Here is a 25,550-nt window from a genome sequence, read left to right as displayed (position 1 = left end):
GCTATTCTTAATGTCGACCGGTGCTTCCACCAAAGATTTCGCCTCGCGCCTGGACCAGACCGCGGACGATACCGAAGCCGTGCTGACCCGTGTGCTCGGCGATGGCGTGCTGCCCGACGAGATCGCCCGGCCGAAGCGGCTGATGGATGCGATGCGTTACTCCTCGCTCGGTGGCGGCAAGCGCCTGCGCCCGTTCCTGGTGGTGGAGAGCGCTGCGGTATTCGGCGTGCATCGCGAGCAGGCGCTGCTGGTCGGCGCCGCCCTCGAATGCATTCACTGTTATTCGCTGATCCATGATGACCTGCCGGCCATGGACAACAGCGACCTGCGCCGCGGCCGTCCGACCCTGCACAAGGCGACCGACGACGCCACCGCAATCCTCGCCGGCGATGCGCTGCTGACGTTGGCCTTCGACATCGTCACCCGCGATGAAATCCATTCCGATGCGACGGTGCGTTTGCTGCTGACCCGCGCGCTCGCGCGCTGTGCCGGCTTGGGCGGCATGGTCGGTGGCCAGATGCTCGATCTCGCCGGCGAAGGCCGCTTCGGCGACAAGGGGCCGGTGGATGTTGCCCGCGTCCAGCAGATGAAGACCGGCGCGCTGCTGCGTTACGGCGTCATCGCCGGCGCGCTGCTCGGCCAGGCCACGCCAAAGGAATACAAGGCGCTCGACGATTACGGCCGCGCGCTCGGCGAAGCCTTCCAGATCGCCGACGACCTGCTCGACGTCGAAGCTGATGCGGCGACGCTCGGCAAGCCCGCAGGTGCCGATGCCGCGCTCAACAAGACCACATTCGTCACCCAGCTCGGCGTCGATGGTGCCAAGAAGCGCGTCGCCGATCTCATCGCAACGGCCGATGCTTCGCTGTCGATCTTCGGCAGCAAGGGTGACGTGCTGCGTGCCGCCGCGCGCTTCGTGGCCGAGCGCAAGAACTAAGGAAGACCTGATCATGTCGGAGGCGGGCAAGGATCTCGACGAGCTCCTTGTCCGTTTTCGCAAGATGCCGGCGCCGATCCGTGTCGTTTACGGCCGCCCGCGCACGTTTCTGGCGCTTCTGATCGGCGTCGTTGCGTTCTTCTTGTTGCCATCCTCGCTGCGGCTGGTGACGCGCCTGCTCATCGGCTGGGACGTGTTCATCGCGTTCTATCTCGTGCTGGTCTACGGCATGATGCTGCGTAGTGGCAGCCAGAAGCACATTCGCCGCAACGCCGCCTTGCAGGACGATGGCAGCTTCATCATCCTGCTGGTGGCAGCCTTGGGTGCCTTTGCCAGCATCGCGGCCATCGTGTTCGAACTCGGCGAAGGCCATCGCACGGCCTGGGAATTGATGCTGGCGATCGTCACCATCGCCTCGTCCTGGGCCGCTGTGCACACGACCTTCTCGCTGCACTATGCCCATCAATTCTATCGCGGAGCCAAACCCGGCGGGCTGGCATTTCCGTCTGGCGATGACGACACGAAGGAACAGCCGGATTATTGGGACTTCGTGTATTTCTCCTTCGTCATTGGCATGACCGCGCAGGTGTCAGACGTCGGCATCACCGTGAAGACCATCCGCCGCACGGCTACGGCCCATGGCATCGTCTCCTTCATCTTCAACACCGCGCTGGTGGCGCTGATGGTCAATATCGCGGCAAGCGCGATTTAACTTTTGGACTTTCTTTCCCTTCTCCCCCCGTGGGAGAAGGTGGCACGGACGAAGTCCGCGACGGGTGAGGGGTAGTCTCGAAGCGCGGTGCTTGTGGCTACCCCTCACCCGTCTCTACCGCCCGTGCGAAGCAAAGCTTCGCTAGAGCGGTCGATCCACCCTCGCCCACCTGGCGAAGCTCCGCTTCGCGCGGGGGGAGAGGGAAGGAAGGAAAGCGCGTGGAAGCCAAGTTTCAAATTTTCCTGGCCCTGATCGCGGCCCTCGCAGGCACGGCGTGGCTGGCGAAGCGCATCAGCATCGCCCCGGCGATCCTGCTGCTGCTGGCCGGCATTGCGCTGGCCTTCGTGCCGGGCATGCCATCGATCGAACTGCCGCCGGATGTGGTGTTGCTCGGCGTGCTGCCGCCGCTGATCTATTCGGCCTCCGTTGCCATGAGCTGGCGCGAGTTTCGCGCCAATCTGCGCATCATCACGCTGCTGGCGGTGGGCTGCGTGATCTTCACGGCGTGTCTTGTTGCCACCGCCACGCACATGCTCATCGGCCTGCCATGGTCCGTCGGCTTCCTGCTCGGTGCCATCGTCGCGCCGCCGGATGTGGTGGCGCCGCTGGCGATTGCGCGAAAAATCGGCCTGCCGCGCCGGATGCTGGTCGTGCTGGAAGGCGAGGGCCTCGCCAATGATGCCACGACGCTGATCCTGTATCGCTTTGCGGTGGTGGCGATCACCACCGGGGCATTCTCGCTGCCGAAGGCGGCCGGCACCTTCGTCGCCATCCTCGCCTGCGAATTGGTCTTCGGCCTTGCCATCGGCTGGATCAGCCTGCGCATGCGTCATCGCGCGCGCGATCCGCAGGTCGAAATCACGCTATCGCTGCTGACGCCCTATGTCGCCTATCTGATCCCCGAACATTTCGGCGGCTCCGGCATCATCGCTACTGTGGCCTGCGGTCTTTACATCTCCTGGAACGGCCCGCTGCTGATCTCGGCGGCGACGCGTCTGCAGGGCATCTTCTTCTGGGATTTGGTGATCTATCTGGTCGAGGGCCTGCTGTTCCTGCTGACCGGCTTCCAGATGCGGGCGCTGATCGAGAAATCGAAGGCCTTTCCCTTCGCGGAGATCGTGTGGGCCACGGTGCTGGTCTCCGCCGTCATCATCGTCGCGCGTTTCGTCTGGGTCTATGCTGCGATCTACGTGCCGCGCTGGCTGAGCGCGGATCTACGCAAGTGCGATCCGGCGCCGAACTGGCAATGGACCTTCGTGGTCGCCTTTACGGGTGTGCGTGGTGCGGTGTCGCTGGCCGCTGCGCTGGCGCTGCCATTCACGATGGTCTCGAACGAGGCCTTCCCGGCGCGGGACCTGATCCTGTTCGTCTCCTTCAACATCATTCTCATTACGCTGGTCGGCTTTGGCCTGTGCCTGCCCATCGTGGTGAAATGGCTCGGCGTCACCAGGATCGGCCGCGAGGAATATATCGCCGAACATGAAGCTGAACTCGCCACGCGCCGCGAGGCGCTGGCTACGGCACTGGCACAGCTCGACGCCATGACCGACGACCGCGAACTATCCGACGAGGTCGTGAAGCTGCTCCGTGCACGCCATGAAAGCCGCTCGAACCAGTTGCCGGGCGAACTCGATCCCGACGTCGACGTCTCGGCGGTGGGGATCGATCTGGTGCGCGAACTGATCAAGTCCGAGCGCAAATTCATCCACGCGCAGCTGCGCGACGGCAAGATTACCGACGAAAGCAGGCGGCGGATCGAGCGTGACCTGGATCTGGAAGAAGCGGGGCTGAGTAATCGCGAGTTTCGGCGAATCCCGTTGTAGCGCGACTGTGTCTACTGAAACCTGTCTTGAAAGATCGGCTCGAAATGTCGCCATTCGTTGTAGTGGTCTTGCGGGAGATCGTAAGGCTGACAGGCGATGATCGCCGCGAGTCCGCTAGCGTGATATCTCTTTTCGTAGTCCGTCCGCGCCGGGCGCAATAACTTCGGCGCTCCGTCGAGCTGCCCGGCCCTTGTGAGTTTGATCTCGAAAATCGCCCGTACCGGTTCCCGATCGTAGTTGAAGGGCTGCCGCCAGCACCGACGGACCTGGGAGGCGAATCGACGCCCCCAGGTATCGACATTGCTTCGGCTTTGCGTTGTGGGAACCGGAGCTATCACAGTAGGCGCTTGTGGAGGCGGGCCGGAACTATCTCGCGTCACTCGGCCCGGCAGGCCAAAGGGTTGCGCGTTGCAAGGAGCCGATGACACTACGGCGAACGACGCGGCGATGACCGCCGCGAACAGCGCTGCAGAAAGACGGACGCCCTCGATCACTATTCGCCCCTGAGATGCATTGTCGAGTATATAAACTATAGATTGAAAATATCGGCGTGACACTTGAAATGATGTCGTCCCAAAATATCGATCCTGAAGCCCCGTCACACGGCACGAAAAAGCCGGCGGCGGATGATCCGCTCGCCGGCTGATTTCTAAACGGATGACGTACGCAGCTTACTCCGCCGCGCTCACGACTTCCGGCGCCTTGGCGTTGGCGCCGTAGCGCTGGTCGATATAGTCGATCACCAGCGCCTTGAAGTCAGCCGCAATGCTCGGGCCGCGCAGGGTACGGAATTTCTCGCCGTCGACGAACACCGGCGCGGCCGGGCTTTCGCCGGTGCCGGGCAGCGAGATGCCGATATTGGCGTGCTTGGATTCGCCGGGGCCGTTGACGATGCAACCCATGACCGCAACGTTGAGGTTCTCGACACCAGGATACTGCGTCTTCCAGCCTGGCATCGAGTCGCGGATGAAGTCCTGGATCGAGCGCGCCAGTTCCTGGAACGTGGTCGAGGTGGTGCGGCCGCAACCGGGGCACGCTGCGACCAGCGGCACGAAGGTGCGGAAGCCCATGGTCTGCAGCAGTTCTTGCGCGACCTGAACTTCCAGCGTGCGGTCGCCGCCGGGCTCCGGGGTGAGCGAAATGCGGATGGTGTCGCCGATGCCCTGCTGCAGCAGGATGCCGAGCGCGGCCGAGGACGCGACGATGCCCTTCGAGCCCATGCCGGCTTCGGTCAGACCGAGATGGATCGCATAGTCGGAGCGCGAGGCCAGCGTCTGGTACACAGCGATGAGGTCCTGCACCGCCGAGACCTTGGCGGAGAGGATCATCTTGTTCTTCGGCATGCCGAGTTCTTGCGCGCGGGCGGCCGACAGCAACGCCGACTGCACCATGGCTTCGCGCGTCACCGCGCGAACATCCTTCGGATTGGCAGACAGCGCGTTCTCGTCCATCAGCTTGGTCAGCAGTTCCTGATCGAGCGACCCCCAGTTCGCGCCGATGCGGACGGCCTTGTTGTTCTTGTTGGCGATCTCGATGATGTCGGCGAACTGCGAGTCTCGCTTGTTCTTGAAGCCGACATTGCCGGGATTGATGCGGTATTTGTCGAGCGCCGCGGCGCAGGCCGGGAATTCAGCAAGCAGCTTGTGGCCGATATAGTGGAAGTCGCCGATCAGCGGCGTGGTGATGCCCTGCTTGTCGAGCGCTTCGCGGATGTGCGGAACGGCGGCTGCGGCTTCGTCGCGGTCGACAGTGATGCGGACCATTTCCGAGCCCGCGCGCGACAGCGCTGCGACCTGCTCGATGGTGCCCTGGATGTCGGCGGTGTCGGTGTTGGTCATCGACTGCACGACGATCGGCGCGCCGCCGCCAACGGCGACATTACCGACCATGACCTGAGTGGTGAGGTGCCGGGGCGCCGGACCGGCGATATCAGACGGAATTTCAATCTTGTTCATGGGGTCTCGAATATCAGATTTAGATGACATCCAGCAATGGATCAGTGGCCTAGGCCTTGGCCGGTCGGTTAACGAGAAATAGTCCCGCGATGACCAATAGCGCGGCGACGCCAAAGGCGGGAGTCAGATGGTCGCCCATGATGAGATAGCCCGCCGCGACGCCAAACAAAGGGGTGATGAAGGTAAAAGCCGACAATTTGCTGGCCGAATAGGTCTTGATTAGCCCGAACCACAGCAAAAACGTGAATCCCACCACCCAAAAGGCCTGAAAAGAGAGCAGGGACAGCGCCAGCGGGCCGGGAACCCGGGTCACGGTTTCGCCCGCCAGCAGTGCAGCCAGGCCCAGAATCGGGACCGAAAGCCCGACCTGGTAACCCAATGCCTTCTCAGGCGGGACGTAAAGGAGGGGGGTCATCTTGACCACCAGCGTGGTCGCTGCCCATAGGCCGGCACCGGCGACGATCATCAGATCCCCGATCAGCACGTCGGTTGTGACATCGGGTTGCGGCACGCCGATGGCCACGGCGACGCCGGCGAAGCTTACGGCCAGCCCGGCCCATTGCACCGGGCGCAGGCGTTCGCCGAGGAACTGATAGGAGCCGAAGGCCACGAAGAACGGCATCGTATAGAGGAAAACCGCGGCGCGGCTCGCGGTGGTGAATTGCAGCCCGTGAAAGATCAGCACGAATTCGACGCCGAACAGCACGCCGGCAAACAGGCCCGCTTTCAGCGTCCCGTCGCGCTCGAACAGCTTGACGCCGCGCACCCGCGCGATGGTCAGGATGACGAGCAGAGCACCGGCCGAGCGCAGCATCGCCTGCGTGTAGGGTGGGATATCGTGCAGCACCAGTTTGATGGCGATCTGGTTGAAGCCCCAGGTCAGGCACAGCATCAGCACAAGGGCGATGGCCCCGGCGGTGAGTGCGCGTCCGCCGGATGGGCTGATGATGGTTTCTGCAGACATGAAGCCTCGGGCCGGCTTGTCGCCGTGTTGTTATGGGATCTTCAGGCCTGACAGTGAGCGCAGGTTCCGGTGATTTCGACAACAGACAGTTTCGGGACGAAGCCAGTCGTACGTGCGGCATCGTTCAGGCTCTGCGCGATCTTCGTCGCGGGCACTTCGCCGACTGACCCGCATTGGTCGCAGATCAGGAATGCGACCATCGAGGCTGTGCCGTGGTCGTGCGCGCAGGCGAGGAAGGCGTTGCGGCTCTCGATTCGGTGAACGAGGCTGTTCTCCATCAGAAAATCGAGCGCGCGATACACGGTGATGGGTGCCGGACGCGAAATGGTTCTGGCGAGCTCGTCGATGATCTCATAGGCCCCAAGCGGCCGGTGGCTGGCGAGCAGCGCTTCAAGCACCTGCCGGCGGATCGGGGTCAGCTTTTGCGACCGGGCCGCGCAGACATTCTCGGCATGATGCATCGCATCCGCAGTACAGCGGTCGTGATCGTGGCCAGGAGCCGGGAAAGTTGGTTTCGGAACTGCCATTTGGAGGGAGCTTAACCCGTTAGGTGTGATTGTGCCCGTCTTTTTGGCGTTGAACTCCAGTCTTGCACCAAATCCAGCGCAGCCAAATAACGAACCTTCACTCCAGATGGGGGACAGCCGGGCGATTGCAAAGGTTGAACGGGCAGACCGTGCCAGATCAGGTCGCATTTTTGCGCTCGCGGCGCAGATCCGATGGTGAGGTGGCATATCGGCGCCGGAACGTCCGGTTGAAATACGACAAATCGCTGAAGCCGGCCTCGTCGGCGATCTTCCCGATTCGCTCATTGGCCCGAAGCGGGTCGAGTAGCCGTGCATGAGCAAGCGCCAAACGCCTCTCGAGCAGATATTCCGACAGGCTCAGGCCGTGTTCGCGAAACAGCTTGCGGACATAGTCCGGCGATATCCTCTCAGTCGCCGCCAGCGTCTCGGCTGAGAGGTCGTGACTTCCGAGTCCTGCTTCGATCGCTGCCTGGATCGCCTGCAAGCGCAGCATGCGGGTGCTCGAAGGTCGCGATGTCTCGGGGTGGTTTTCCCTGCCGATTGTCAGAAGTGCGATCAGGCTACACAGATCGGCCGCGACATGGTGCTGAAGATCAGTGGGCGCGGATCCGTCGAGGTCGATCGCTGCCTGACAATGCGCCATTAGTAGCCGCAAGGTCTGAATCTCCAGGCGGAGAGGTCGCATGAGCCAGGTGTTGAGATGCGGTACCTTGATCGACAGCGCAGCCCGCTCGATCTGAACGATCAGATGCTGCGTCTCACGAGATGACGTATGCCGACCGGGGTCCCTGGTTGTCATCAAGATCGCATGGTCCTGCTCGATGATCTCCTCGCGGCCATGCTGCGATGCGCGCGCACTACCTTTCAGAACGACTGCAAAGACGACATTGTCCGGCGATAACGCAGTCGCAGCATCCAGCATGCCAGTGCTCGCCGGAAATCCCCTGCCGATAAAAACGATAGCATCCGGCAATCTGCACAGCGCAATTTCGGTCGAAACCGGAGTGTCCGTCGGAAGAGAAGATTCGACGTTGAACGTCAGGCGCCCGAATTGGAGCTGCGCCGTCGGCAGATTTTCGGAAACGGCCTCGATTAACGAATCGGGCGCTTCGGGACCGGGCCTTGAAGTCACGAGGATCCGTCCTGCAAGCATTGAACTATATCTTGGTCGCGCCAATGCGGATCGTGTTCATATTCATCGTGGTTACTGCGTCTTTGGGCGGTTTCTCTTTTGATAGTTCGCGATATGCCATGTTGCCTGAACGCAACAAGTAGAATGAATTGCGGTGCCAGTCGCGCCCAGTCCTGTCGCGTCGCGTCCGTTCCAAGTCGCTGATGTCTCATTCAACTACACATCATCGAAGCAGAGCCTTCGGCCTGCCTTCGTTGATCTGTTTTTGGGGAGACTGATGGTGAGACGCACCGTATTGGCCGCTGCAGGCCTCGCCGTCATGGCGCTTTCGTCCACAGCGGGCGCCGCCGATCTGTCGCCCCGCATATATGCCAAGGCGCCGGTTCTGGTGGATCCCGGCATCAACTGGACCGGCTTCTATGTCGGCCTCAATGGCGGCTACAGCTGGGGCAAGGGCGACGCCACCTTCCTGCCGGGCACAGCCTTTGCGTCGCCGGTCAAGCAGGACGTCAATGGTGGCCTCGGTGGCGGCCAGATCGGCTACAACTGGCAGCTCGACCGCACATGGGTCGTCGGTCTCGAAGCCGATATCCAGGGGACCGGTGAACGCGGCAGCGCCACGTCGCCGGTAAGTTCGCTGCGGACGACGGTGCTGGGCGGCGACTTCAATCTGCTGACGCAGACATCGGCTACCAGCTCGTGGAGCTTCCCGTGGTTTGCGACCTTCCGCGGGCGGGTAGGTCTGCTGGCAACGCCGGACCTGCTGCTTTACGGCACCGGCGGTCTCGCTGTCGGCGAGGTCAAGTATTCGACGCAGACGACCGTGACCGGTCAGTTGTTCGGGCCGGGATCGCAAGGCACGACACCCGCCGGCGCCGCCGTAACCATTCCCGGAACGCTGCTGTCGGAATCGCAGACCCGCGTCGGCTGGACCCTGGGCGCCGGCCTGGAAAAGAAGTTCGGCACCAACTGGTCGGCCAAGCTCGAATATCTGTATCTCGATCTGGGCTCGGCGACCTATTTCGGGGGCACAGCCAGCCAGACCTCGGTCGGCTTCCACGACCATGTCTTCCGCGCCGGCATCAATTACGCGTTCAGCCCCGCCGTCCTCGCCAAATACTGATCCTATTCAGTACCTTACATTTTCCAAGCCCGGCCTCGCGCCGGGCTTTTTGCTGTGCTGCGCGCTGCGGATGCCTGGAAGATCCAGCCATGTCGCCATCGCAGGGCAGCGCCGTCTTTATCTCCGATGTGTTATTCATAAGCTTGCTTACAATAAGCTACGCTAATGGAGTGCCTCAATGTCCCCATCCGTGGGTACCGGAATCGATTTCCTGTCGGCCCTGTTCGAAACGCAGCGCATGTTGCGGCAACTGGCCGACAAGGAAGCGCGGCATCTCGGCATGACCCGCGCCCAATGGGCGGTGCTGGCAAAGGTCGAGCGCAATGAAGGGCAGAAACAGGCCGACCTCGCCGACGCCATGGAGATGGCGCCGATCAGCCTGACGCGGCTGATCGACAAGCTCTGCGACAGCGGCCTGCTCGAGCGGCGCAGCGACGACGCGGACCGGCGGATCAAGCGGCTCTATCTCACCGAGGCTGCGCGACCGCTGATGGGCAAGCTCGCCGTTCTCAGGAACGAACTGATGCAGGTCGCGCTCGATCGCATGAGCGAGCAGGAAACCCATCAACTCGTCGATTATCTCGAAACCATCAAATCCAACATCCGCGCTGCGCTCTCGCCTGCAGCCGTCAAGACCAAGGAACACGTCTATGGCTGAGCCCGTGCTGAAATTTCCCGACAAGGATGCGCCCGACGGCCCATCCGGCGGCGCTGCGACGACGCAGCGTCAGGGTGTGAAAGGTTTTCTGAAGCGCTATCGGCGGCCGCTGCTGCTGGTGGTGGTGCCGACCATCGCTCTTGTTGGCGGCGTCGCCTTCTATCTGTCGGGCGGTCGCTATGTCGGCACTGACGATGCCTATGTCGGGGCGCAGAAGGTGCTGATCACGCCGGACATCTCCGGCAAGGTCGACAAGGTCGTGGTGCGCGAAGGCCAACACGTCAAGGAAGGCGACGTGCTGTTCGAGATCGATCCGGTGCCGTTCCGCCTGGCGCTCGACGACGCCAAGGCCAAGCTGGCCCAAGCCAAGACCACCTACGATAATCTCGTCAGCAACGTAAAGATCTACGGCCAGATGCAGGATCTGGCGCAGCAGGGCGTCGACTTCAAGCAGCGCGACGTCGAACGCAAGTCGACGCTGGTCAAGAGCAACTTCGGCTCGCAGCTCGATCTGGACAACGCGGCGACAGCGGCGGTGACCGCGAAAGCACAGCTGGAACTCCTGAGGCAGCAGCTCGCGACCTCGATGAACCAGTTGCTCGGCAATCCCGACCTGCCGCTGGCCCAGTTCCCGCCTTACGCGCAGGCGCAGTCGGCGCTCGATCAGGCGCAGCGCAACCTCGACCACACCGTGCTGAAGGCGCCGATCTCCGGTGTCGCGACGCAGGTCGATAACATCCAGCTCGGCCGCTTCGCGATGGCCGGCACGCCGATCCTCACGGTGATCGACGATAACCGGCCGTGGGTCGATGCCAATCTGAAGGAATCCGATTTCACTTACATCGCCGTCGGCCAGACCGTGGAAATCGATGTCGATGCGTTCCCGAACCATGCCTTCAAGGGCACTGTCGGTTCGCTGAGCCCCGGCACCGGTGCACAATTCGCGATCCTGCCGCCGCAAAACGCCACCGGCAATTTCGTCAAGGTCGTGCAACGTGTCCCGGTGCGGATCTATCTCGATTACAACGATCCGTTCGTGAAGCGGCTCAAAGCCGGTATGAGCACTTACACGACAATCGATACCAAGCATCATCGCTCGCTGGCCGGCCTGCTCGGGCTGTCATCGGCCAAGGCTGCTCAGGACTGATCCCATGAGCATGTCGGCGCCATCTCCCAGCGCGGTCCCCGGCTTTCGCCGGAACATGGTGACGATCTGCGCCATGACCGCGACCATCATGCAGGCGCTCGACACCACCATCGCCAATGTGGCTCTACCCTATATGCAGGGCACGCTGTCGGCGTCGCAGGATCAGGTCAACTGGGTGCTGACCTCCTATATCGTGGCTGCGGCCATCATGACTGCGCCGGTCGGCTGGATTGCCAACCGGTTCGGCCGCAAGAAGATCTTCATTATCTGTTCGGCGGGTTTCACTGTCGCCTCGGTGTTGTGTGGCCTCGCGCAGGACATCAACCAGATGGTCGGCTTTCGCCTCTTGCAGGGCGTGTTCGGCGCGGCACTCGTGCCGCTGTCGCAGGCGGTGATGCTCGACAGCTACGCGCTGCATGAGCGCGCCAAGGCGATGTCGATCTGGGGCATGGGCGTGATGCTCGGGCCGATCATGGGGCCTTCATTGGGCGCCTGGCTGACGGAGACCTATTCCTGGCACTGGGTGTTCTTCGTCAATCTGCCATTCGGCATCGTCACGGTGTTCGGCCTGCTGGCCTTCATGGACGAGACCAAGACCAATGCCGAACTGAAATTCGACTGGTTCGGTTTCGGGGCGCTGGCCATCGGCATCGGTGCGATGCAGCTCGCGCTCGACCGCGGCGAGCAGCTCGGCTGGCTCGAATCCAACGAAATCGTCATCGAGGCGATCGTCTCGGTCATCGGCTTCTATTATTTCTTCGCGCATTCCTTCACGACCTCGAAGCCGTTCATCCAGTTCGCGATCTTCAAGGACAAGAATTTCGTCGGCGGCTGCGTGTTCATGGCCGTCATGGGGCTTGTGCTGTATTCGACCATGGCTCTGTCGTCGCCCTATCTGCAGAATGTGATCGGCTATCCGATCCTCACGGCAGGTCTATTGCTGGCGACGCGCGGCTCCGGCACTTTCGTGGCGATGATGCTGGTCGGGCGCATCATGAAATATATCGAGGCGCGCACGCTGATCATGGTGGGAATGGCGCTGATGTCGGTGTCGCTGTTCTTCACCTCGATGTGGACCGATCAGACCGGCGTGCCGGAGATCGTGATCGTCTCCATCGCGCAGGGATTTGGCCTCGGTCTCGTCTTCGTGCCACTGTCCACGGTGGCGTTCCTGACGCTGCCCAATCATCTGCGCACCGACGGCACTTCGATGCTGACGCTGCTGCGCAATGTCGCGAGCTCGATCGGCATTTCCATCGTGATCGCGCAGCTCACTTCCGGCACCCGCATGGCCCATGCGGTGCTGGTCGAGCACATCACGCCGTTCAACAACGCGCTGCAGATGCCCAACGTGACCAGCGCGATCAACCTCGCCACCGACTCTGGTCGCGCCATGATGGATGCCATCGTCACGCTGCAGGCAACGATCATCGCATTCGGCCTCGATTATCAGATGGTGATGCTGGTGACGCTCTGCGCGATCCCGATGGCACTGATCATCGGCTCGTCCAAGGCGACCTTGCGCGCGCAGGCCGCCAAGCCGGGTGCGGACGAGCATCCGGCGGTGATGGAATAAAAAAAAGCGGCCCGCAGGCCGCTTTTTCGTTTCGATCAGATGAGCATCACACGTCGAAGAACACCGTCTCGTTGTCACCCTGCAGGTGAATGTCGAAACGATAAACGCCTGCTGCAGTCTTCTTCGCGATCAGCGTTGCACGACGATCCGCCGGCACAAGCTGCATCACCGCATCGCCCGCCGTCGCGGCTTCATCGTCGAAATAGATGCGCGTCATCGACTGCATGGTCATGCCGCGGCCGAACACGGCCATCACGATATGCGGGGCCTGCGGCTTGCCGTCGACGCCGGGCACGCTGCCTGGCTTGATGGTGTCGAACGAATATTCGCCGGCGTCGGTGGTGCCGGAGCGGCCGAAGCCCCGAAAGCTCGAATTCGGCAGCCCGCGCGTGTCCTGCGGATCTGCAAAACGGCCCTGCGCGTCGGCCTGCCAGATTTCCAGCACGGCGTCAGGCACGACCTTGCCGTCGCCGTCATAGATCACGCCTTCGATGTGAATCTTGTCGCCGGTGACGTCGGGCGTCAGCAGGTTGTTGGTGAAGGCGTCGTTCCAGGCATATTTGCCGTTCGGCGTCAGGCCATAGGCATAGAACGGCCCGACGGTCTGCGACGGGGTAATTCCGGGCATCAGTGATTCTCCGTCGGGGTAGCGTTGCGGCCGCGCAGCACGATGTTGAAACGATAGGCCAGCGCCCAGCCGGGCTCGGTGGTGTCGAGGTCGAAATCCGACACCATGCGCAGTCGCGCCTTTTCGTCGGTGACCGAATTGAAGATCGGGTCGAATGGGAACAGCGGATCGTTCGGGAAATACATCTGCGTCACGAGGCGCGAGATGAAGGAATGGCCGAACACCGAGAAATGGATATGGGCGGGGCGCCAGGCATTGTGGTGATTGCCCCACGGATAGGCGCCGGGCTTGATGGTGATGAACTTGTAGTTGCCCGCGGCGTCGGTGACGGTGCGGCCAGCGCCGGTGAAGTTCGGATCGAGCGGCGCGGGATGCTGGTCCCAGACATGCACATAGCGGCCGCAGGCATTGGCCTGCCACAGCTCGACCAGCGTGTTCGGCACCCCGCGGCCGTCCTCGTCCATCACCGTGCCGTGGACGATGATGCGTTCGCCGAGCGGCTCGCCGGCATGCATGGTGGTGAGGTCATGATCGCCAGGGCGTACCGTCTCGTGGCCGTAGACCGGTCCCGTCGTCTCCGACAGCGTGTGCGGCATCAGGATGCGCTGCTTCTGCGGGGCACGCTTGATGGTGCTCTTGTAGCCGGGTGACAGCCGCGGCGCGTGGGCCGCATTGCTCTCGACGGGATAGATTAGCGTCATGCTGGTTTTCCCTTTTTGGCCGCCGCGGATCCCGCGGCGGCAATCTTGAAAACGTCTTTGTTAGTTGAGTTTCTCGATCGCCATGGCGACGCCCTGGCCGACGCCGACGCACATGGTGGCGAGCGCCAGCTTGCCGCCGCGCTTTTCCATGCCGTGCACGGCGGTCATCGCGAGGCGCGCGCCGCTCATGCCGAGCGGATGGCCGAGCGCGATCGCGCCGCCATGCGGGTTCACGAAATCAGCATCTTCCTTGACGCCGAGCTGGCGCAGCACCGCGATGCCCTGCGAGGCGAAGGCTTCGTTGAGTTCGATCAGGTCGAAATCGCTGATCTTGAGGCCGAGGCGTTCCATCAGCTTCTTGGTCGCAGGCACCGGGCCGATACCCATGATGCGCGGCGCGACGCCGCCCGAGGCGAGGCCGAGGATGCGCGCACGGGCCTTGAGGCCGTGCTTCTCAACCGCGGCACCCGAGGCGAGGATCATGGCGCAGGCGCCGTCATTGACGCCCGAGGCGTTGCCGGCGGTGACCGTGCCGTCCTTGCGGACGATCGGGCGCAGCTTGGCGAGGCCTTCCAGCGTGGTTTCGGGGCGCGGATGCTCGTCCTTATCGACGGCGGTCGGACCGGCCTTGCCGCCGGGCACCATCACCGGGATGATTTCTTCCGCAAAGTAACCCGCTGCGATCGCCTTGCCGGCGTTCTGCTGCGAGCGGATGGCGAAGGCATCCTGGTCGGCGCGGGAGATCTGGAAATCCTGCGCGACGTTCTCGCCGGTCTCCGGCATGGCATCGACGCCGTACTTCTCGCGCATCAGCGGGTTGATGAAGCGCCAACCGATGGTGGTGTCGAAAATTTCCGCCGAGCGGGAGAAGGCTTCGGTGGCCTTGCCCTGCACGAACGGTGCGCGGGTCATGGATTCAACGCCGCCGGCAATGGCGAAATCGATTTCGCCGGCGCGGATGGCGCGGGCGCCGGCACCGACGGCATCGAGGCCTGACGCACAGAGACGGTTCAGGGTTGCGCCGGGAACCGAATCGGGCAGGCCCGCGAGCAGGGACGCCATGCGGGCGACGTTGCGGTTGTCTTCACCGGCCTGGTTGGCGCAGCCGAAATAGACTTCCTCAACGGCAGTCCAATCCACGCCGGGATTGCGGTCCATCAGGGCCTTAATGGGAGCTGCGGCGAGGTCGTCGGCGCGGACTTTGGCAAGGGAGCCGCCGAAACGGCCGATGGGGGTGCGGACGGCGTCGCAGATAAAGACATCGCTCATCAATTCTCTCCCTGGGGGACTGCATCCGCGCTCGATTGCCGGATTTTCGCGGTGTTTTTAGGAAGCCCCGCCGACCCGGTCAAATGCCGCTGCTGGATGGCAGCGTTGTCCCTGGGAATTGCGGATATGAGATCGCAGTTGACTTGTCAACCGCCTCGCCGCGATGGGGAAAACTACGGTTTGCGACTGCCGCGGGTGGGATCGGCCCCGCAAAATTTGCTAGCGTCCGCCGCCATGACAATCCAGCAGCCCATTACCGCCCCAGAACCCGCTCCCCGCGTGGAAGACACCGCAAAAGTGTCTCCGATGATGGAACAGTACCTTGAGATCAAGGCCGCCAATCCCGGCCTGCTGCTGTTCTATCGGATGGGCGATTTCTACGAGATTTTCTTCGAGGATGCGGAGGTCGCGTCGCGGGCGCTGGGCATCGTGCTGACCAAGCGCGGCAAGCATCAGGGTATGGACATCCCGATGTGCGGCGTTCCGGTGGAGCGCTCCGACGATTATCTGCATCGCCTGATCGCGCTCGGCATCCGTGTCGCCGTCTGCGAACAGATGGAAAATCCTGCCGAGGCGCGTAAGCGCGGCAACAAGAGCGTGGTCCGCCGCGATGTCGTGCGTGTGGTCACGCCGGGCACGCTGACCGAAGAGAATTTGCTCGACGCCCGGGCCAATAATTATTTATTGGCGATCGCGCGCAGCAAGGGCTCAAGCGGTGCGGATCGCATTGGCCTCGCCTGGATCGATATCTCCACCGCGGAATTCATCGTCACCGAATGTGCGACTGGCGAACTCGGCGCCACCCTGGCGCGGATCAATCCGAATGAAGTGATCGTCACGGATGCGCTCTATAGCGATCCCGACCTCAGCCAGTTGCTGCGTGAGTTGTCGGCGGTGACGCCGCTCACCCGCGACGTGTTCGACGGCGCCACCGCCGAGCGCCGGCTATGCGATTATTTTGCCGTCGCCACCATGGATGGCCTCAGCGCCATGTCGCGGCTGGAAGCCACCGCCGCCGCCGCCTGCGTCACCTATGTGGAGCGCACCCAGGTCGGCAAACGCGTGCCGCTGTCGCCGCCCACCCGCGAGGCGGTCGGCACCACCATGGCGATCGACCCTGCCACCCGGGCCAATCTCGAACTGACGCGCACGCTTGCCGGCGAGCGCAAGGGCTCGTTGCTCGATGCCATCGACTGCACGGTGACGGCCGCCGGTTCGCGCCTGCTGGCGCAGCGACTGGCTGCGCCACTGACCGATGAAGTGGCCATCGGCCGCAGGCTGGACGCGATCTCCACCTTCGTCGCTGACAGCGGTTTACGGGATGATCTCCGCGTCGCTCTGCGCGCCGCGCCGGATTTGTCGCGTGCGCTGGCCCGTCTGTCGGTCGGTCGCGGCGGCCCGCGCGATCTGGCGTCATTGCGCGATGGCGTATTCGCCGCCGATCAGGTGCTGGCGCGGCTCGGCGCCATAGACAATCTGCCGGCGGATATCACTGCTGCGATGGCCGCGTTGCAGCGCCCGTCCCGCGAGCTCGCCAGCACGTTCGCCCGCGCACTGGCCGACGACCTGCCGCTGCTGAAGCGCGATGGCGGTTTCGTGCGCGAGGGCTTTGAAGCCGCACTCGACGAGACCCGCAATCTGCGCGACGCCTCGCGCCTTGTGGTCGCTGCGATGCAGGCGCGCTATGCCGATGACACCGGCGTTAAGGGTCTGAAGATCCGCCACAACAACGTGCTCGGTTACTTCGTCGAGGTCACGGCGCAGCATGGCGACAAGCTGATGCAACCGCCGCTGAATGCGACCTTCATCCATCGCCAGACGCTGGCGGGGCAGGTGCGCTTCACCACGTCCGAACTCGGCGAGATCGAGGCCAAGATCGCCAATGCCGGCGACCGTGCGCTGGGTCTCGAACTTGAAATCTTCGAGCGGCTTTCGGGTATGGTGGCTGAGGCGTCGGAAGATCTCCGTGCCGCGGCGCATGCCTTTGCGCTGCTGGATGTGGCGACGGCGCTGGCGAAGCTGGCGGTCGATGACAACTATGTGCGCCCCGAAGTCGACAACTCGCTGCTGTTCGCCATCGAAGGCGGCCGGCATCCCGTCGTCGAGCAGGCGCTGAAGCGCGACGGTCAGCCGTTCATCGCCAATGCCAGCGATCTCTCGCCGGGGCCGGGGCAGAAGTCCGGGCAGATCTGGCTGATCACCGGTCCGAACATGGCGGGTAAATCGACCTTCCTGCGGCAGAACGCGTTGATCGCGCTGCTGGCGCAGATCGGCAGCTATGTGCCGGCATCGCGCGCCCGCATCGGCATCGTCGATCGTCTGTTCTCGCGCGTCGGCGCCGCGGACGATCTGGCAAGGGGACGCTCGACCTTCATGGTCGAGATGGTCGAGACCGCGGTGATCCTCAATCAGGCCACCGAACGCGCGCTGGTGATCCTCGACGAGATCGGCCGTGGTACGGCGACCTTCGACGGTCTGTCGATCGCGTGGGCTGCGATCGAGCATCTGCACGAGAGCAATCGCTGCCGCGCGCTGTTCGCAACGCATTATCACGAACTCACCGCACTCTCCGCGAAACTGCCGCGACTGTTCAATGCGACGGTGCGCGTCAAGGAATGGCACGGAGACGTGGTGTTCCTGCATGAGGTACTGCCGGGCTCGGCGGATCGCTCTTATGGCATTCAGGTGGCGAAACTCGCGGGCCTGCCTCCGGCGGTGATCGCGCGGGCAAAGTCAGTGCTGGCCAAGCTGGAAGCGCAGGATCGCGGTCAAAGCGCCAAGGCGCTGATGGATGACCTGCCGCTATTCGCCATCACCGCGCGCGCGCCGGCCGAAGCAGCTCCGCCGTCGGAGGCGGAGTTGCTGATGGATGCCGTGAAGGCGCTGCATCCCGACGAGATGTCGCCGCGCGAGGCGCTGGATGCACTCTATGCGCTGAAGGCCAAGTTGCCCAAAGGCTAAACGCTGCGAATCTTCCTGCGGCCCAACGACCACAGGCCGAGATTCCACACCACGCAGGTTGCCAACGCGACGCTGAGCGCGATTGCCGAGCCGAAGCGTGGCGCGGTGATGGGCAGCGTGGCGACGGCGATGCCGAAGCCCATGAGGCCCCAGCCGCCATTGGCCATGACCGCGGCGGTCGGCAGGCCGCCGATGCGCGGATGCAGGATCAGCAACAGGCTGGTGAACACCACGGGATAGAGCGCAAGGATGCCGCTACCGGCCGGGCCGATGGTCGCGGATAGCGTGACGACTGTGCCGACCAACGAGGACACCAGTGCCGCGCGCAGCAGTATGTCGTACCAGCGCCGCGTAATGAGCGGCATCTTCGCGTGGCGAAACCGCGCCATCAGCGGCAGGCAGATGCTGAAGGCCACCGCATTGGCGAGGAGACCCCCCAGCAATGACCATTCGAATTGCCGGACCAGTATGGCAAGGCCGAACCACACCACCATCGCCGTGCCGAGACTGACAACGACGTTATGGCGCCGGGCCAGGTAGATGTAAGTCAATCCAAAGAACATTGTCACGGCGTTGATCGGCAGGCTCGTCAGCGCGCCCTGCGCGATGAAGGCGGCATCGTGATCGATGGCGAGAAAAACGTAGGACGGGCCCGCAGAGATTGGCAGCGTCGCCACTAGGGCGCCGATCACCGGGCCGGAGCGTTCGGTAATGATGGCGGCGGTGATCACGAAAGCGGCGGTGATCGCCATGCGCAGCGTGAGTGTCAGGAGAAAGGCAAGTTCGGGGGACATGGAAGCCTGATGAGAGGAGGTGCTTGGCCTCCTCTTTCTTGGTGGACAGTCCCGCCTGCTTACACCCTGTTGAGGGACACCGAAACCTTCGGGCCATGCTTGATAGTCTGGTAGACCACGCAATAACGCTCGGTCAGCTTCAGCAGCAGATCGAGCTTGTCCTGCGGTGCGTCAGTATCGACGTCGAAGCGCAGGCGGATTTCGGCGAAGCCGACCGGAGCTTCCTTGTCGACGCCGAGCGTGCCGCGGAAATCAAGATCGCCTTCGGCCGTCACATTGCCGGACTTCAGCGGAATTTCGACGGCGGTCGCCACCGACTTCAGCGTGACGCCAGCGCAGGCGACCAGCGCTTCCAGCAGCATGTCGCCCGAGCAGAGTTCGAGCCCGGAGCCGCCAGTCGCCGGATGCAGGCCGGCGGCGGCGATCTGGCGACCGGTCTCGACCTTGCAGGCGATGCCGTCATTGTCGATCGAGCCTTTTGCCTTCAGCGTGATGAAGGCCGCCTTGGGATCGGTCTTGTAGAGCTCCTTGATGGGGGCCTGGGTGGTGCGAAGCGCGGCGGCGTCCATGATATCTCTCCCTGAGATTTTGTTAGTTGCAGATTCTATTCGCGTGCGGCGATGTTGTCACCACCACGCGCCGACCGCCTCGGCAGGTGCGCTATCGGGCACGTCGCGATCGAGAGAGCGATCCAGTGCGGTGAGCACGCGACGCTTCACCGCTTCGAACAGCGGCGAAGACCGATCGCGCGGACGCGCGAGGTTGACTTGTATTTCAGCGAACAGCCGGCCGGGTCGTGGCCGCATCACCAGCACGCGATCGGCCAGCACGACGGCTTCATCCACGTCATGGGTGACGAGGATCAGCGTCGGCCGCGTATCGGCCCACAGATCCAGCAGGTGATCCTGCAGGTCGCGGCGCGTGAAAGCGTCGAGTGCGGAGAACGGCTCGTCGAGCAGCAGCACTTCCGGCTGCGGCACCAAGGCACGGGCAATGGCGACGCGCTGTGCCTGCCCGCCGGACAATTCGCGCGGCCATGCCTTGGCTTTATCCGACAGGCCGACGCGTGCCAGGGCCTGCGCGACTGTCTCGCGGCGTGCGGCGACAGGAAGCTCGGACAGTCCGAAGCCGATATTGTCGGCGACGCTGAGCCACGGCAGCAGCCGCGGTTCCTGGAAGATGATGCCGATCTTCTCGTGCGGCGCGCTGATATCGATATCGTCGATGCGGATACTCCCGGTCGAGGCGCGATCGAGCCCGGCCACGGCGCGCAACAGCGTCGATTTTCCGCAGCCGGAGCCACCGATAATGGCGACGATCTCGCCTTGCGGGATTTGCGCGGTGAAGCGCTCCAGTGCACGGACGCCGTTGGGATAGGTCTTGCCGACCTTGTCGAGGGCGAGCATCAGGTCTCTCCGCCCGGACGGAACGCATCCTGCCAGCGCAGCAATGGCGTGGTGATCAATTCGATCAGCCAGTCGGTGGTCTTGCCCAGTAGTGCGAAAATGGTGATCGCGGCGAGGATCTGCGCGGGCTTGCCGAGCTGCTGGCCGTCGATCAGGAGATAGCCGAGCCCTTCGGAGGCGCCCATGAATTCGGCGGCAACCACGAACATCCAGCCGAGCCCGAGACCGACGCGCAGCGCGACAACGTAAGCCGGCAGCACGGCGGGCAGCAGGATGCGGCGGATCATGGCGGGGCCGGAGAGGCGGAAGGTGCGACCGACCTCGACGATCTTGCGATCGACCGAGAGGATTGCGCCCATCACGCCGAGATAGACCGGGAAGAACACGCCAACGGCGATCAGCGCGACCTTCGAGGTTTCGAAGATGCCGAGCCACAGGATGAACAGCGGCACCCAGGCGATCGACGGAATGGCGCGCAGCGCCTGAACGGTGGGGTCGAGCAGTCGCCGTGCGACGCCCCAATAGCCGGAGATGGCGCCAAACAGCGTGCCGGCGATGACGCCGAGGCCGAAGCCTGCGCCCACGCGCATGAGTGTTGTGGCGATGTGACGCGTGAGCTCACCGGTTTGCGCAAGCTCCAGGATGGTGGCGAAGACGCGCGACGGTGGCGGCACCAGCCGGCCGCTCGACCAGCCGGACCACACTGCAAGCTCCCATGCCAAAGCGAGCGTCAGCGGCAGTACGACGCCTAGCGCCGGCCGCGCATAACGGTGCCAGCGCTTGTCGGTCGCGGCTTTTGCACGCGTGTCTGTTGCGTCGAGCGCAGTCGTGTCGAGCGTCATGGCCATAGCTGAAGCGCGTCTCGATCTGGTTTACAAGGTGGTCAAAAGCTTCACCCTCCCTTTGCGGGGAGGGTGAAGGGTGGTTTCGCAAGTGCGAGAGCGTCAGCTCTTCGGCAGCGGCACCTGATCATCAATCAATGCATCCACCGTCGCCTTCACATCGACCTTGGCGTCGATCACGCCGGCCTGCTGCAAAGCGAGGCCTGCGGCGAGGATCGACTCGCGCTGGGGTGCGCCGATGCGGCTGTGGGTCAGCTCGGTGCGCTCCTTGAGCTGTTTGTCGACAACCGCGTCGGGTAGCTTGGTGACGCCGATGAAGGCTTTCTTCAGCTCGGGATAGTTCTCCAGCGAATATTTCCGTGCGTCTTCATAGACGGCGAGGACGCGGCGCGCTGCATCCGGATAGTCCTTCAGGAATTGTTCGCGCACATTGAGGATGCCCCAGGTGTTGGCGTCCGGCTTGCGGAAGAACAGCTTGGCGCCGTCCTCGATCTCGGCCTGCGCCATCATCGGATCGAGTCCGGCCCATGCATCGACGTCCCCGCGGATCAGCGCTGCCTTGCCGTCGGCATGCTGCAGCAGCACCGGGGTGATGTCCTTGTCGGTGAGCCCGGCGCCAAGCAAAGCGCGGACCAGGAAGATGTGGGGATCGGTGCCGCGGGTCACCGCGACCCGCTTGCCCTTGAGGTCGGCGACGGAGGCGATCTTGGAGTCTTTGCCGGTCACCAAAGCGGTCCATTCCGGACGCGAATAGACATAGACCGACTTGATCGGATTGCCGTTGATCCTGGCCACCAGCGCGGCGGAGCCCGCGGTCGAGCCGAAGTCGATGGAGCCGGCATTGAGGAATTCCAGCGCCTTGTTGGAGCCGGCCGATTGTACCCAGGTGATCTTCACGCCGTCCTTGGCGAATTCCTTCTCCAGCAGGCCGTTCTGCTTGAGGATGATCGAGACCGGATTGTAGGTCGCCCAATCGAGCCGGATTTCCTTGAGCGGCTCGGCGGCGAAGGCAGCTCCGGGCAGCAGTGCAGCCGCAGCAATCAGACCGGCAACAGCGCGCCGTGACATCGTGAACATTCTGGTCTCTCCCTGATGGAATGACGAAACGTGAGGGTGGAAGGCGACTTGCATCCGGCGGGCGTCATGGCATCACGTCCGGGTCGCTCTGCGTGCGAAAACGTGCTTTAATTTCAATTGGTTATGGCGTTTCGTCAACGAGAAGATATGATGCGTCAAAGACACCGCCGCGAGAACGTTGTTGCCCGGATTGCGCAAAAGGCAGCATGGACTAGCTGTGGGGCTACAATCACCGTGACAGCGCTTGCGCCGTCCGATATCCGGGTTGTTCATGGACAGCGTTGCTACACAAGCCAAACTCACGACCGAAACCGAGTTCGATACGCCGCGGATTACCGCCGAGATCGACGCGCTTGCAGCGCAGCATCGCGGCAAGAACGATTTGTTTCGCGCCGCGGTCGCCAAGCTGCTGAAGGCTGAACTGCTCAAGGCCAGTGAAGCCGCCGAGGCCGTGCTGCTGAAAGACCGGCACGGCCGGCGCTGCGCCGAGCAGCTCTGCCACGTGCAGGATGAGATCATCCGCATGCTGTTCGCTGCGGCGACGAAGCATCTGTATCATTCGCCAATCCCGTCCGGTGCCGAACGCATGGCGGTGGTCTCTACCGGCGGCTATGGCCGCGGGCTGATGGCGCCGGAATCCGACATCGATCTGTTGTTCATCCTGCCCTACAAGCAGACCGCCTGGGGCGAGCAGGTCGCCGAGGTCATTCTGTATTGCCTGTGGGACATGGGCCTGAAGGTCGGCCACGCCACGCGTTCGGTGGATGAATCGATTCGGCAGGCGCGCGGCGACATGACGATCCGCACCGCAATCCTGGAAACGCGCTTCCTCACCGGCGATCAGGCTCTCTACGACGAACTGGTCACGCGCTTCGATACCGAAGTGGTGCAGGGCACCGCCGCCGAATTCGTCACCGCCAAGCTCGCCGAACGCGAGGAGCGTCATCGCCGTGGCGGCCAGTCGCGCTATCTGGTCGAGCCCAACGTCAAGGACGGCAAGGGCGGGTTGCGCGATCTGCATACCGTGTTCTGGATCGCGAAATACGTCTATCGGGTGCGCGACAGCAAGGAACTGGTGGCGCGCGGCGTATTCGATCCGCAGGAATACCGCACCTTCAAGCGTTGCGAAGACTTCCTGTGGTCGGTTCGCTGCAATATCCACTTCCTGACCAAACGACCTGAAGAGCGGCTGTCTTTCGACCTGCAACGCGAGATCGCGGTTCGCCTCGGCTATACGTCGCATCCCGGCATGCAGGACGTCGAGCGCTTCATGAAGCATTACTTCCTGATTGCCAAGGAAGTCGGCGATCTCACCGCAATCCTGTGCGCCAAGCTCGAAGACCAGCAGGCCAAGCCGGCGCCGGCGCTGACGCGCATGATGGCCAAGCTGCGGCCCGAGATGCATCGCCGCCGGCTGCCGGACAGCGACGCCTTCATCATCGACAACAACCGTATCAACCTTGCTGCGCCCGACGTGTTCAAGGAAGACCCGATCAATCTGATGCGGTTCTTCCGGCTGGCACAGAAGCACAATCTGGCCTTCCATCCTGATGCGATGCGGACAGCAACGCGGTCGCTTCGGTTGATCACGCCGGAGATACGCGAAAATCCCGAAGCCAACGCGCTGTTCATGGAGATCCTGACTTCGGATAATGCCGAGATCGTGCTGCGGCGGATGAACGAAACCGGTGTGCTCGGTCATTTCATTCGGGCCTTCGGCCGCATCGTCTCGATGATGCAGTTCAACATGTATCACCACTACACGGTGGACGAGCATCTGCTGCGGTGTGTCGGCATCCTTCAGGAGATCGAGCGCGGCGGGAATGACGAGTTCGTTGTCGCTAGCGACCTGATGCGTAAGATCCGCCCGGAACATCGCGCGGTGATCTATATCACGGTGTTGCTGCACGACATTGCCAAGGGGCGCCCGGAAGATCACTCCATCGCAGGCGCCAAGGTCGCGCGGCGGCTATGTCCGCGGCTCGGCTTCAACGCCGCCGACACCGATCTCGTCGCTTGGCTGATCGAGGAGCATCTGACCATGTCCACGGTGGCGCAATCGCGCGACCTGTCGGATAGCAAGACCATCGAGAATTTCGCCGCCGTGGTGCAGTCGGTCGAGCAGATGAAGCTGCTGACGATTCTCACCACCGCCGATATTCGCGGCGTCGGTCCCGGCGTCTGGAACGGCTGGAAGGCGCAACTGATCCGAACCCTGTATTACGAAACCGAGCCGGTGCTGACCGGTGGTTTCTCGGAAGTCAATCGCGCCCAGCGCATCGCGTCGGCGCAGGCTGAATTCCGCCGTGCCTTCACCGAGTGGCCCGAGCAGGATCTCAACGCCTATATTTTGCGGCACTATCCGGCCTACTGGCTCAAGGTCGAGCTCGAACGCAAGATTCGCCATGCTCGTTTCCTGCGCGCCTCGGAAGAGGCAGGGCACAAGCTGGCGATCAATGTCGGGTTCGATGAAGCCCGCGGCGTCACCGAGCTCACGATTCTGGCCGTCGATCATCCCTGGTTGCTGTCGATCATCGCCGGCGCATGCGCTGCGGCAGGTGCCAATATCGTCGACGCGCAGATCTACACAACGACCGATGGCCGCGCGCTCGACACCATCGCGATCTCCCGGGAATACGATCGCGATGACGACGAAGGCCGCCGTGCGACACGGATCGGCGACATGATCGAGGACGTGCTCGAAGGCAAGGTGCGGTTGCCGGAAACCGTGGCGAAGCGCGCCACGACAAAGGGCAAGATCAGGGCTTTCACGGTGGAGCCGGAAGTCATCGTCAACAACCAGTGGTCGGATCGCTACACGGTGATCGAGGTCTCCGGCCTCGACCGGCCCGGTCTGCTGTATCAGCTGACCACGGCGATCTCGAAGCTCAATCTGAACATCGCCTCGGCGCATGTGGCGACCTTCGGCGAGCGTGCGCGAGACGTGTTCTACGTCACCGATTTGCTCGGGGCGCAGATCAACGCTCCGACACGTCAGGCTGCGATCAAGCGCGCGCTGATCCATCTGCTGGCAAACGGCGATATCGCGGAGAAGCCGGCGGCGTGATTTTCCTTCTCCCCGCCTGCGGGGAGAAGGTGGCGCGGACCAAGTCCGCGACGGATGAGGGGGGCTCTCAGCAAGCTCGGAGCGAGTGGAGAGTCCCCCTCACCCGCTTCCCACATGCTTCGCATGCGGAAAGCGACCTCTCCCCGCAAGCGGGGCGAGGTTAGTATGTCACTTCACCACCACGCCTTCATGCTCTAGCAGCCATCGCTTGCGCGCGATGCCGCCGCCATAGCCGGTGAGGGAACCGTTGG

21 protein-coding genes are annotated in these 25,550 nt (G+C 63.0%); 9 read left to right on the top strand and 12 right to left on the bottom strand.

Annotation, left to right across the window (positions count from 1 at the left end; all coding sequences use genetic code 11):
• Nucleotides 1-10 precede the first annotated feature (10 nt).
• From ACEK02_RS12140 to ACEK02_RS12130, 3 genes are all read left to right on the top strand, one after another.
• Nucleotides 11-937 (top strand): polyprenyl synthetase family protein, encoded by a 927-nt coding sequence (locus tag ACEK02_RS12140; protein ID WP_371421960.1) that lies wholly within the window; start codon nucleotides 11-13, stop codon nucleotides 935-937.
• A gap of 13 nt (nucleotides 938-950) precedes the next feature.
• Nucleotides 951-1,649, top strand: coding sequence for a DUF1345 domain-containing protein (locus ACEK02_RS12135; RefSeq protein WP_371421959.1), 699 nt, complete (start codon nucleotides 951-953; stop codon nucleotides 1,647-1,649).
• Nucleotides 1,650-1,867: 218 nt separating this feature from the next.
• Nucleotides 1,868-3,472, top strand: a complete 1,605-nt coding sequence (locus tag ACEK02_RS12130; RefSeq protein WP_371421958.1) for a Na+/H+ antiporter — start codon at nucleotides 1,868-1,870, stop codon at nucleotides 3,470-3,472.
• 671 nt (nucleotides 3,473-4,143) lie between these two features.
• On the opposite strand, the gene ispG is transcribed toward ACEK02_RS12130, so the two are convergent.
• The 4 genes from ispG to ACEK02_RS12110 all read right to left on the bottom strand — a co-directional run bounded on the left by ispG (nucleotide 4,144) and on the right by ACEK02_RS12110 (nucleotide 7,840).
• Nucleotides 4,144-5,427, bottom strand: coding sequence for a flavodoxin-dependent (E)-4-hydroxy-3-methylbut-2-enyl-diphosphate synthase (gene ispG, locus ACEK02_RS12125; protein WP_371421957.1), 1,284 nt, complete (start codon nucleotides 5,425-5,427; stop codon nucleotides 4,144-4,146).
• Nucleotides 5,428-5,476: 49 nt separating this feature from the next.
• Nucleotides 5,477-6,391: a DMT family transporter gene (locus tag ACEK02_RS12120; protein WP_371421956.1), complete on the bottom strand. Its 915-nt coding sequence runs from the start codon at nucleotides 6,389-6,391 to the stop codon at nucleotides 5,477-5,479.
• Nucleotides 6,392-6,432: 41 nt separating this feature from the next.
• Nucleotides 6,433-6,918 (bottom strand): Fur family transcriptional regulator, encoded by a 486-nt coding sequence (locus ACEK02_RS12115; protein WP_371421996.1) that lies wholly within the window; start codon nucleotides 6,916-6,918, stop codon nucleotides 6,433-6,435.
• Nucleotides 6,919-7,075: 157 nt separating this feature from the next.
• Nucleotides 7,076-7,840, bottom strand: a complete 765-nt coding sequence (locus ACEK02_RS12110; RefSeq protein WP_371421955.1) for an AraC family transcriptional regulator — start codon at nucleotides 7,838-7,840, stop codon at nucleotides 7,076-7,078.
• A gap of 487 nt (nucleotides 7,841-8,327) precedes the next feature.
• Between ACEK02_RS12110 and ACEK02_RS12105 the strand changes: the two genes are divergently transcribed.
• The 4 genes from ACEK02_RS12105 (at nucleotide 8,328) to ACEK02_RS12090 (ending at nucleotide 12,554) form a co-directional block, all read left to right on the top strand.
• On the top strand, nucleotides 8,328-9,173 hold the full coding sequence (locus ACEK02_RS12105) for an outer membrane protein (protein WP_371421954.1): 846 nt from the start codon (nucleotides 8,328-8,330) through the stop codon (nucleotides 9,171-9,173).
• Between the two features lie 178 nt (nucleotides 9,174-9,351).
• A complete protein-coding gene (locus ACEK02_RS12100; protein ID WP_371421953.1) occupies nucleotides 9,352-9,831 on the top strand; it encodes a MarR family winged helix-turn-helix transcriptional regulator in 480 nt (159 codons plus the stop codon).
• Nucleotides 9,824-10,978 (top strand): HlyD family secretion protein, encoded by a 1,155-nt coding sequence (locus ACEK02_RS12095; RefSeq protein ID WP_371421952.1) that lies wholly within the window; start codon nucleotides 9,824-9,826, stop codon nucleotides 10,976-10,978. Before ACEK02_RS12100 ends, ACEK02_RS12095 begins: the two co-directional genes overlap by 8 nt.
• Before the next feature lie 10 nt (nucleotides 10,979-10,988).
• On the top strand, nucleotides 10,989-12,554 hold the full coding sequence (locus tag ACEK02_RS12090; protein ID WP_371421995.1) for a DHA2 family efflux MFS transporter permease subunit: 1,566 nt from the start codon (nucleotides 10,989-10,991) through the stop codon (nucleotides 12,552-12,554).
• A gap of 46 nt (nucleotides 12,555-12,600) precedes the next feature.
• On the opposite strand, the gene pcaG is transcribed toward ACEK02_RS12090, so the two are convergent.
• Genes pcaG through pcaF form a run of 3 tightly spaced genes read right to left on the bottom strand, consistent with a single transcriptional unit; the run spans nucleotide 12,601 to nucleotide 15,152 of the window.
• The gene (gene pcaG / locus ACEK02_RS12085; protein WP_371421951.1) at nucleotides 12,601-13,182 is read right to left on the bottom strand and encodes a protocatechuate 3,4-dioxygenase subunit alpha; all 582 of its coding nucleotides are present in this window, start codon (nucleotides 13,180-13,182) and stop codon (nucleotides 12,601-12,603) included.
• Entirely contained in the window at nucleotides 13,182-13,883 is a 702-nt protein-coding gene (gene pcaH / locus ACEK02_RS12080) for a protocatechuate 3,4-dioxygenase subunit beta (RefSeq protein WP_371421950.1), read from the bottom strand. The genes pcaG and pcaH overlap by 1 nt, the downstream gene beginning before the upstream one ends.
• A gap of 60 nt (nucleotides 13,884-13,943) precedes the next feature.
• On the bottom strand, nucleotides 13,944-15,152 hold the full coding sequence (gene pcaF, locus ACEK02_RS12075) for a 3-oxoadipyl-CoA thiolase (RefSeq protein WP_371421949.1): 1,209 nt from the start codon (nucleotides 15,150-15,152) through the stop codon (nucleotides 13,944-13,946).
• A gap of 234 nt (nucleotides 15,153-15,386) precedes the next feature.
• Here pcaF and mutS point away from each other — a divergent pair, with 234 nt between their 5' ends.
• Nucleotides 15,387-18,113, top strand: coding sequence for a DNA mismatch repair protein MutS (gene mutS, locus ACEK02_RS12070; RefSeq protein WP_371421948.1), 2,727 nt, complete (start codon nucleotides 15,387-15,389; stop codon nucleotides 18,111-18,113).
• On the opposite strand, the gene ACEK02_RS12065 is transcribed toward mutS, so the two are convergent.
• From ACEK02_RS12065 to ACEK02_RS12045, 5 genes are all read right to left on the bottom strand, one after another.
• A complete protein-coding gene (locus ACEK02_RS12065) occupies nucleotides 18,110-18,907 on the bottom strand; it encodes a hypothetical protein (protein WP_371421947.1) in 798 nt (265 codons plus the stop codon). The genes mutS and ACEK02_RS12065 overlap by 4 nt on opposite strands.
• Before the next feature lie 59 nt (nucleotides 18,908-18,966).
• Nucleotides 18,967-19,476, bottom strand: a complete 510-nt coding sequence (locus ACEK02_RS12060; RefSeq protein ID WP_371421946.1) for an OsmC family protein — start codon at nucleotides 19,474-19,476, stop codon at nucleotides 18,967-18,969.
• A 57-nt stretch (nucleotides 19,477-19,533) separates the two neighbouring features.
• Entirely contained in the window at nucleotides 19,534-20,313 is a 780-nt protein-coding gene (locus ACEK02_RS12055) for an ABC transporter ATP-binding protein (RefSeq protein ID WP_371421945.1), read from the bottom strand.
• The gene (locus tag ACEK02_RS12050) at nucleotides 20,313-21,155 is read right to left on the bottom strand and encodes an ABC transporter permease (RefSeq protein WP_371421944.1); all 843 of its coding nucleotides are present in this window, start codon (nucleotides 21,153-21,155) and stop codon (nucleotides 20,313-20,315) included. The genes ACEK02_RS12055 and ACEK02_RS12050 overlap by 1 nt, the downstream gene beginning before the upstream one ends.
• Nucleotides 21,156-21,257: 102 nt before the next feature.
• The gene (locus ACEK02_RS12045) at nucleotides 21,258-22,232 is read right to left on the bottom strand and encodes an aliphatic sulfonate ABC transporter substrate-binding protein (protein WP_371421943.1); all 975 of its coding nucleotides are present in this window, start codon (nucleotides 22,230-22,232) and stop codon (nucleotides 21,258-21,260) included.
• A 271-nt stretch (nucleotides 22,233-22,503) separates the two neighbouring features.
• Between ACEK02_RS12045 and ACEK02_RS12040 the strand changes: the two genes are divergently transcribed.
• Nucleotides 22,504-25,299, top strand: coding sequence for a [protein-PII] uridylyltransferase (locus ACEK02_RS12040; RefSeq protein ID WP_371421942.1), 2,796 nt, complete (start codon nucleotides 22,504-22,506; stop codon nucleotides 25,297-25,299).
• The last annotated feature ends 251 nt before the right edge of the window (nucleotides 25,300-25,550 follow it).

The organism is Tardiphaga sp. (genome assembly GCF_041424195.1).
GTDB lineage: Bacteria > Pseudomonadota > Alphaproteobacteria > Rhizobiales > Xanthobacteraceae > Tardiphaga.
This window is presented reverse-complemented; position numbering and strand designations above follow the sequence as displayed.

Bases quoted from the DNA above. Each gene is read 5' to 3' on its own strand.
- ACEK02_RS12140 (WP_371421960.1), top strand. From the start codon at position 11: ATGTCGACCGGTGCTTCCACCAAAGATTTCGCCTCGCGCCTGGACCAG.
- ACEK02_RS12135 (WP_371421959.1), top strand. From the start codon at position 951: ATGTCGGAGGCGGGCAAGGATCTCGACGAGCTCCTTGTCCGTTTTCGC.
- ispG (WP_371421957.1), bottom strand. From the start codon at position 5,427: ATGAACAAGATTGAAATTCCGTCTGATATCGCCGGTCCGGCGCCCCGG.
- ACEK02_RS12120 (WP_371421956.1), bottom strand. From the start codon at position 6,391: ATGTCTGCAGAAACCATCATCAGCCCATCCGGCGGACGCGCACTCACC.
- ACEK02_RS12115 (WP_371421996.1), bottom strand. From the start codon at position 6,918: ATGGCAGTTCCGAAACCAACTTTCCCGGCTCCTGGCCACGATCACGAC.
- ACEK02_RS12110 (WP_371421955.1), bottom strand. From the start codon at position 7,840: ATGCTGGATGCTGCGACTGCGTTATCGCCGGACAATGTCGTCTTTGCA.
- ACEK02_RS12105 (WP_371421954.1), top strand. From the start codon at position 8,328: ATGGTGAGACGCACCGTATTGGCCGCTGCAGGCCTCGCCGTCATGGCG.
- ACEK02_RS12100 (WP_371421953.1), top strand. From the start codon at position 9,352: ATGTCCCCATCCGTGGGTACCGGAATCGATTTCCTGTCGGCCCTGTTC.
- ACEK02_RS12095 (WP_371421952.1), top strand. From the start codon at position 9,824: ATGGCTGAGCCCGTGCTGAAATTTCCCGACAAGGATGCGCCCGACGGC.
- ACEK02_RS12090 (WP_371421995.1), top strand. From the start codon at position 10,989: ATGTCGGCGCCATCTCCCAGCGCGGTCCCCGGCTTTCGCCGGAACATG.
- pcaG (WP_371421951.1), bottom strand. From the start codon at position 13,182: ATGCCCGGAATTACCCCGTCGCAGACCGTCGGGCCGTTCTATGCCTAT.
- pcaH (WP_371421950.1), bottom strand. From the start codon at position 13,883: ATGACGCTAATCTATCCCGTCGAGAGCAATGCGGCCCACGCGCCGCGG.
- pcaF (WP_371421949.1), bottom strand. From the start codon at position 15,152: ATGAGCGATGTCTTTATCTGCGACGCCGTCCGCACCCCCATCGGCCGT.
- mutS (WP_371421948.1), top strand. From the start codon at position 15,387: ATGACAATCCAGCAGCCCATTACCGCCCCAGAACCCGCTCCCCGCGTG.
- ACEK02_RS12065 (WP_371421947.1), bottom strand. From the start codon at position 18,907: ATGTCCCCCGAACTTGCCTTTCTCCTGACACTCACGCTGCGCATGGCG.
- ACEK02_RS12060 (WP_371421946.1), bottom strand. From the start codon at position 19,476: ATGGACGCCGCCGCGCTTCGCACCACCCAGGCCCCCATCAAGGAGCTC.
- ACEK02_RS12055 (WP_371421945.1), bottom strand. From the start codon at position 20,313: ATGCTCGCCCTCGACAAGGTCGGCAAGACCTATCCCAACGGCGTCCGT.
- ACEK02_RS12050 (WP_371421944.1), bottom strand. From the start codon at position 21,155: ATGACGCTCGACACGACTGCGCTCGACGCAACAGACACGCGTGCAAAA.
- ACEK02_RS12045 (WP_371421943.1), bottom strand. From the start codon at position 22,232: ATGTTCACGATGTCACGGCGCGCTGTTGCCGGTCTGATTGCTGCGGCT.
- ACEK02_RS12040 (WP_371421942.1), top strand. From the start codon at position 22,504: ATGGACAGCGTTGCTACACAAGCCAAACTCACGACCGAAACCGAGTTC.